4 protein-coding genes are annotated in these 7,663 nt (G+C 45.0%); all 4 read left to right on the top strand.

From position 1 onward, the window contains the following. Positions 1-136: 136 nt before the first annotated feature. From Q8W26_RS15575 to Q8W26_RS15560, 4 genes are read left to right on the top strand one after another with little or no spacing between them, the layout of a single operon-like run. On the top strand, positions 137-2,806 hold the full coding sequence (locus Q8W26_RS15575) for a tetratricopeptide repeat-containing sulfotransferase family protein (RefSeq protein WP_101215642.1): 2,670 nt from the start codon (positions 137-139) through the stop codon (positions 2,804-2,806). Between the two features lie 2 nt (positions 2,807-2,808). After that, positions 2,809-4,113, top strand: coding sequence for a TolC family protein (locus Q8W26_RS15570; RefSeq protein WP_101215643.1), 1,305 nt, complete (start codon positions 2,809-2,811; stop codon positions 4,111-4,113). Between the two features lies 1 nt (position 4,114). Further along, positions 4,115-6,337 (top strand): peptidase domain-containing ABC transporter, encoded by a 2,223-nt coding sequence (locus Q8W26_RS15565; protein WP_305473743.1) that lies wholly within the window; start codon positions 4,115-4,117, stop codon positions 6,335-6,337. Next, a complete protein-coding gene (locus Q8W26_RS15560) occupies positions 6,327-7,541 on the top strand; it encodes an HlyD family efflux transporter periplasmic adaptor subunit (protein WP_101215644.1) in 1,215 nt (404 codons plus the stop codon). Before Q8W26_RS15565 ends, Q8W26_RS15560 begins: the two co-directional genes overlap by 11 nt. The last annotated feature ends 122 nt before the right edge of the window (positions 7,542-7,663 follow it).

Genomic DNA, 7,663 nt, shown 5'->3' with positions numbered 1-7,663 from the left:
TGAGTTGATAGTGACTCATTCTTGATTAATAAGCTTGTTCGGTAGTTTAAGGTTTTTAAAGTACTGAGCAGGCTTTTGTTGTCTAAAAAGTGTCCATTATGATTTTATGCACTTTTCTCATGATTTGGATAGGTGTATGTTTGACCTGAAAAAGTTACGCCAGTTGGCAGATAATCAACAGTTTAACGAGTTGCAACTGATCGCAGAGGATGCATGGCTATCAAGCTATGCTCCGGTACTGCTACCGTTGCTTGCATTAGCGTATGCGCATTTAGGCTTACGAGAAAAAGCACTAGAGTATTATCAGCAAGCTGAAAGCTATCTTGATGAATATGATAACGAGACTGTCGTTGATATGGCCGCTGTGTTGTTAGTAACTCATCGCTTTGATGAAGCAAAAGCTTTGCTTAAGCCTATCGTTGAGTTGGGTACTGCTAATGAATTAGCTGTAGCTCGTTTAGGTTATTGTTACCTAGTTGTAGGACAATTAGATAAAGCAAAGGCGCTCTTTGAGCAAGCGCTAGCTCTTGCTCCAGAGCGGCTTCCGATTGCCAATCATTTAATCAATATTTATCTTCAACTAGGATACTTTCAACAAGCGCAGCAGCTGATTTTACAAGGGCAATCGACATTAGCTGAAATAGAGAGCGCATTGCCTGAAGAATTAAAGTTACAGTTTGCTAATCAGCTAGATGAATTACAATTGCAGCTTTGGGTTCAACTACAATCATTTACAGAGGCGGAACAATGGTTGGAACAATGCTTTCAGTTACATATTAAGTCTTCAGTTGATAGATATTTTTTTGAACTGTTAATTTATTATAGCAATTTACTTGCAGAACAAGATTTACATCAACAAGCCAGCGAAATCTTACGCCGCTACGGTAAAAAGTATCCTCATCATATTGAGCTCTGCTTGCAATTAGCTGAGTTAGCGAAATTGCAAGGACAGTTTATTCCTTCGGTACAGGTATTACAGCAGGCGCTGCATCATCACCCTGAGAGTATAAAGTTATGGGCAAAACTTTCTTATGTTTGCTTACATAACAACAATCAAAAAGCGCGTTATGCAGCAGAGCGGGCTGTTGAGTTAGCCAATAAACCTTCGAAAGACCAGCATAACGGTTTAGAAATACATATCGTACAGTTAGCGGCAAAAAATACCTTAGCTGAAGTGGAAAGTAATGAACAAAACTATGCTTATGCAGCCGTTTTGTATCAAGAGATACTTGACGAGAATCCATCATATCTTCCTGCGTTACAAGGCTTAGGTCAACAGCAAATGCTGCAAGGGAATATTGACGAAGCTATTGAGTTATTTGAAAAAATAAAAAGAATTGACCCTGTAAAAGGTCATTCAGCTTTAATCAATGCCCGCCATTTTCCTGAGGATGAAGCTACTTTAATAAAAATGGAACAGGCTGCACAACTGCCAAGCCTAGAAGGGAAGATGAAGTCAGGGATCTTATTTCAGCTTGCGAGTGCTTGGGAAAAGCGTAAAGTCTATAACAAAGCATTCGAGCTTGCCAAACTTGCGAATGAAGCGAGCAAGAAGTTTTTACCTTATGACGCTAAAGCTCACCGTAATCAGTGTGCTCGAATCAGGGTGAGTTTTACTAAAGCCCTTTATCAACACCGTCCTGATTGTGGTGTTGATTCAACTGTCCCTGTGTTTGTATTAGGAATGCCGCGTTCTGGCACAACCTTAGTCGAGCAAATTATTGCAGGGCACAGTGATATCTTTGGTGCCGGTGAACTTGGCGTAATCCCTCAAGTCATACAAGGTTTACAGCGCTGGGAGCGTCAAACGGGATCGGGGCGTAGCTATCCCGATTGTGTCGATGATTTAACGGCCGAAGTAACCTCTGGCATTGCAAATAATGTTGTTGACGAAATGCGTGCGTTAGCACAAGAGGATAAGCCCAACGCCAAACATGTGGTGGATAAACTACCGCATAACTTCGAAAATATAGGCTTAATTAAGTTTCTCTTTCCAAAGGCTAAAATCATTTCGGTGCGCCGTGATCCGCGGGATATTGCGATGTCGAATTACTTCACCGATTTTCAGGCCAAGCATGGGGGGATGGGTTTCGCCTATGATTTAGAAGATATCGGCCAACAATTAGCCGATCATAACCTGATGATGCATCACTGGCATCAGACCTTTCCCGGTGAAATTCTCGAGCTCAACTATGAAGATGTGGTGGATGATTTAGAGGGTAGTGCGCGCAAGTTATTGAACTATATTGGCGTTGAATGGCAGCCGCAGGTACTTAAGTTTAATGAGCTTGATCGAACGGTGAAAACTGCCAGTGTATGGCAGGTGCGTCAACCGATTTATAAAACCTCGAAAGCGAAATGGAAGCGCTACGAGCAATATTTAGCGCCATTAATTAAGGGAACTAATGCTAAAATAGCCCCGGATCCAATAGACGACATGATCACCTTGCCTGTTGCGGGCTTTCTTACTGACGGAGTGGCGCTTTATCAAGCGAGGGATCTCGATGGTGCAGAGCTTTGCTTTAAAAAAATGTTGCACCACAACCCTAAGCATGCGGCGTGTCAGTATATGCTGGGTCTTGTCTATATGAGTAAAAACCACCCGCAAGAGGGCGTTGCGTTGATGGCACAGGCGCTAGAGATTGCACCATGGCACCAAGAGTGGACACGCAATTTAATTAAAGGCTATGAGCAGCTCGGTGACACCGATAAGGCGAACCAGTTACGAGATGATAGTGGTTTGGAGGCAACAATGGCCGCCGACGAACTTGATGATAGCTTTACAACCTTTAACCTTGAAAGATAAAGATGTTACAACGACAAAACAATAAAACCGGTATTCTGACAGCATTAATGCTGTGTAGCGGCATCGCCTTATTTAGTGGTATGAGCTTAGCGACAGAGATGACTGAACAACAAGGCTTTACTGAGGCTGCCTCAGCAGCTGGCATTGCCGCTGCTTTACAAGCGACCATGCAGCATAACCCTGCCCTAAAAGGTAAACAATCAGTGGTTGAGGCGCAGCAATATGCGGTGGATAGTGCAAAGGCCAAAAGGTATCCGACTATTCGTGCTCAAGCGAATAATGTCAATGAACAAGAGCAAGCCACGATAACCATCGATCAACCGCTATGGACCTTTGGTAAAATATCCACCGCGATAGACCAGGCTCAGGCTAGTGTCGTTAGCCAAGAGTGGGAGTTATTAGAGGTTCAGCGTCAACTTATCGAAGAGACGGCGATTGTTTACGCGAAAATTGACGGGATTAAATTGCGTTTACAAGTCGCGCAAAAGAATGTAGCGGCGCATGAAGGCTATCATCAACGCATTAATCGTCGGCAGCAAGGACAGCTTTCTTCTGAGGCGGATGTTCGACTCGCTTATGCTCGGTTATTACAAGCGAAAACACAGCGTGAAACAGTCAAAGGTGAACTGTCGGTGGCTTTAACCGAGTTATACACCTTAACTCAAATACAAGTGGCGACAGATCAATCTATTGAGCTGCAATTAGCAGAGCTGCCTGCTTTGGCTGAAGTGGAACGTCAGGCCGCAATGCATCAGGCTACGGTGCAATTAAAACGCCAAGCGCTCGCCAATGTCCGTTTAGATTTAAAAGCAGAAGAATTAGCAGTGATGCCGACCTTATCGCTACGGGTTGAATCTGACTTGATTGAAACTGTGCCAGGGGCGGATGATTTTCGTGCTGGCTTATCGCTCGAAAGCTCATTAGAAGGGGCTGGATTTGTCGCGCGTAGTCGAATGCGCGGTGCTGAAGCGAGAATCAAAGCGGCTAAGTTTGAACTTGACAGCGCGCTCAATGATGTACGTCGCCGGGTGAAAACATTAATGCAAAATCGCAAGGTTAAACAGGGCTTGGTTGACTCTCAGCAAATGACGGTGGATGCGATGCAGCAAACGCAATCATCGTTTTTACGCCAATATGAAACGGGTCGTAAATCGTGGCTCGAGGTACTAAATACCCAACGCGAAGTAACCTCTCTTGAGATGGGGTTAGTGCAAGCGCACAGTGAATGGCTGAGCTTATCTTTACGCATAGCAGCCTTGACGGGGCGATTAGATTCGCTGGCCGGCATTAATACAGGTAGTAAATAACGTGACAGAAACTAATCAAGCCGCCGAGCCAACGGTGGCTAACTCATCGCCTGCACTGCCAGCATCAGTCCTTCAACCATTATTCGAACGTTTGGGTGTCTCTGTGCAAATGGGCGCATTGCAACAGGCGTGTCAGCAGGCACAGGCAGCGCTTGGCGATGCCCCACCCGTTAAATATTTTCACTTTATTGTTAATGTGTTGCAACTTAAAGGGGTGAAAGCGGCGCAATTACGTTGGAGTCGTTTTGATCAACGTCGTTTGCCAGCGATGCTATTACATCAGCAGCAATGGTATTTGGTCGAGCCTGCAACTGATGGTCAGTTACAATTGACCAATGCAGATAATGACACACGATTGTGTGATGACAATGAATTAGAGCAGGCCGCGGTGTTATGGGTGCAAGCGCCGAAAGAACGCAAGGCTCCCTCGGCGTTTTCACTTAAAGGCAATATTGCCGCACGCTTGGTACTCAAAGAAATGTTTAAAACCAAGCGTTGGTTAGTTGATATTGTGATAGCGACTATAGTGATCAACTTATTGGCGATAGCGACCTCTATTTTTGCGATGCAAGTTTATGATCGCGTAGTACCAACTCTAGCTTATGCCACCTTAACCACTTTGGTGGTGGGCATGTTTGTTGTCGTGACCTTGGATTGGCTGCTAAAAACAGTGCGCGCGCGAACGCTTGATAGTGTCAGTTGTGCTGTGGATAAAGCGGTGTCACAGCAAGTGTTTGATCATGTGATGCACTTACAGTTAGATACGCGACCGCGCAGTTTAGGCACGTTGGCTGCGCAGGTAGGTGGACTGGACTCTGTGCGTCAATTCTTTAGCTCCGGCGTTGTTTTTGCGTTGGTTGATATGCCCTTTGCGATATTTTTTATTGCAATTATCGCGATTATCGGTGGCCATATCGGTTGGGTTTATTTATTGCTGTTACCTGTGGCTGCGCTACTAGGCTGGTTAACGCAAAAACGTTTACGTCGTTTGCTTAAAGAACAAATGATGCGCTCCAATGAGCGTCAAGGGTTATTGGTTGATGCGATTCAAGGCGCGGAGTCTATCCGTTCGAATAACGCAACGTGGCGTTTTTCAACGGAGTGGCAGGAAATTACGGACACTATTTCTAGTTATAATATTCGCCAAAAAGCCATTAGTAACTTTGCCACCGTGACCACAGGCAGCCTCTCGACGCTTGCTTATGTGACGGCCATCGTTGTTGGTGTGAGTCAAATTGAAGCGGGTAACTTGACCATGGGGGCATTGATTGCCTGTAGTATTTTAGGTGGCCGTGTGATTGCGCCAATTTCACAAGGGGTGCAGCATTTAGCGCAATGGCAAAATGTTTCGCAGGCTCTGGAAATGGTCAATCAAGTGCTTAACTGTGAGTCTGAACGTCGTCGTGAACAACAATTGTTATTGCCAGAACAGGTGCCGGAATCGGTGGCATTAGAGTCGGTTAGCTTTTCATACCCTGAATCGCCGATTAAGCAATTAAATACTCCTGCATTATCGTTTAAGGCAGGAGAGCGTGTGGTGATTTTAGGCTCGATTGGTTCTGGGAAATCAACCTTATTAAAAGTGTTAGCGGGTTTATATCGCCCTAGTGCGGGTCGAGTACGATTAGGCCAAGCTGATTTGTGGGAGGTTGACCCAAATCTAGTGGCGCAGCATGTCAGTTATTTACCGCAAAGTGTCCATCTGTTTAAAGGCACATTGCGCAGTAATTTATCCCTTTCAGGGGCGGTCAGTGATTCGCATTTATTAGAGGTGAGTAACGATTTAAGTGTTGATCGTATTGCGGCAGAAAACCCTGCAGGACTTGACTTAGCGATTAGTGAAGGTGGTGAGGGGCTCTCTGGTGGTCAACGTCAGCTAGTGGGTCTAGCACGCGTCTTTTTAGCGCAACCTAAAATCTGGTTACTGGATGAACCTACCGCCTCTTTAGATGGTGAGACCGAAAAACAAGTGCTTGCAGCGCTTAAAAAACACGTGAAAAAGGATGATATTTTATTGATCTCAACCCATCGACCCGCCTTAGCAGCACAAATTGCAGATCGCGTGATCATGATGCAGCGGGGCGAAGTCGTGGCTGATGGTAAACCGGAAGTGGTGTTACCCAAGGTGTTAAATCGTCAACCTGCAACACGACAATCAGCGGGGCTGAATCGACCGTCTCCTAATCAAGGGTTTGCTAATAAGGGGCCGAACAATGTTATTTGATCACTTTTTTGCCGATGACGAAGTCAGTAATAAAAAAGCGGCGTTACGCTTAGAGAACTATTATAAGCGTAATTATTCAGTGGTGCTTTGGCTATTATTATTAGGCCTTATCGCTTTCACCGTATGGTCTTCTGTGTATCGTATTGATCAGGTGGCTCGCGCGACTGGTGAAGTCATTGCTAGTAGCCGAGTCCAGATTATTCAGTCTGTTGATGGCGGGGTGTTAGCAACCTTAAACGTGAAAGAGGGCGATACCGTTGCTAAAGGGCAGGTTATTGCAACGCTTGATCAAACGCGTATTGGCGCTGCCGTTAAAGAGATTGAAGTCAGGTTGTCTGCGCTGAAGGCCAAAGCAACACGTTTACGTGCTGAGGTGGTTGATTCGAAAGAGTTAGTTTTCTCAGATGAGTTACTACGCTTCCCCGATTTAGTGAAAGTTGAACAAGCACTGTTTAAGCAAAAACGCACTGGGCTCTATGAAGAACTGCGCACCCTTGAAGTGGCTGTTGAGTTAGCGCGAGAAGAGGCGCAGTTAATTGAATCGTTATCTAAGTCGGGTGATGTTAACCGCACTGAGGTGATTCGTTCGGCGCGCGCTTTAAATGACGCAGAAGCCAAGCTTATTAACCGGAAAAATAAATACCTAGAGCAAGTGAGTACAGATCTCGCTAAGGCTGAAGATGAAATAGCGCAAAATGAACAAATTTTAGCGCAGCGTCAACAGCAATTGGCCGATAGTGTGTTTACTGCCGTGCTACCCGGTATTGTTAAAAACGTGCGAGTGACCACCATTGGAGGTGTACTACGTGCCGGTGAAGAGTTAATGCAAATTATCCCCGTTGGCGATGAGTTGATTATTGAAGCGAAAGTCAGTCCAGCAGATATTGCCCAAGTACAGAAAGGCTTATCGGCAACAATCCGCTTCGACCCATTTGATTATACGATTTATGGCGGGGTTATCGGGGAAGTTGTTTATGTCAGTGGTGATACGTTAAAAGAAGAGACTGGGCGGGGTGAAGAGATTTATTACCGTGTTCATGTCACTAGCCAGACTTCACCAGTAACGACAACGTCGGGACGCACGCTGGAAATTTTACCGGGGATGACAGCTCAAGTAGATATTAAAACCAGTGATCGCACGGTCATGGATTATTTATTAAAACCATTGAAGAAAACATTATCAGAGTCATTTGGTGAGCGTTAATGCTTTTTAGTCTTTGTTAAGTCACATGTGCTAATCAATATTACCCCTTTAGTTCGTCACTGAATTAAAGGGGGCACATCTTACACAATCTTACATTTCTTAATCATTTCACCACATTTGTT

Source organism: Psychrobium sp. 1_MG-2023, from assembly GCF_030689115.1.
In the GTDB taxonomy this organism is placed as follows: Bacteria; Pseudomonadota; Gammaproteobacteria; order Enterobacterales; family Psychrobiaceae; genus Psychrobium.
Note: the sequence above shows the minus strand (reverse complement) of the source record. Positions and strands in the feature narration are given on the sequence as shown.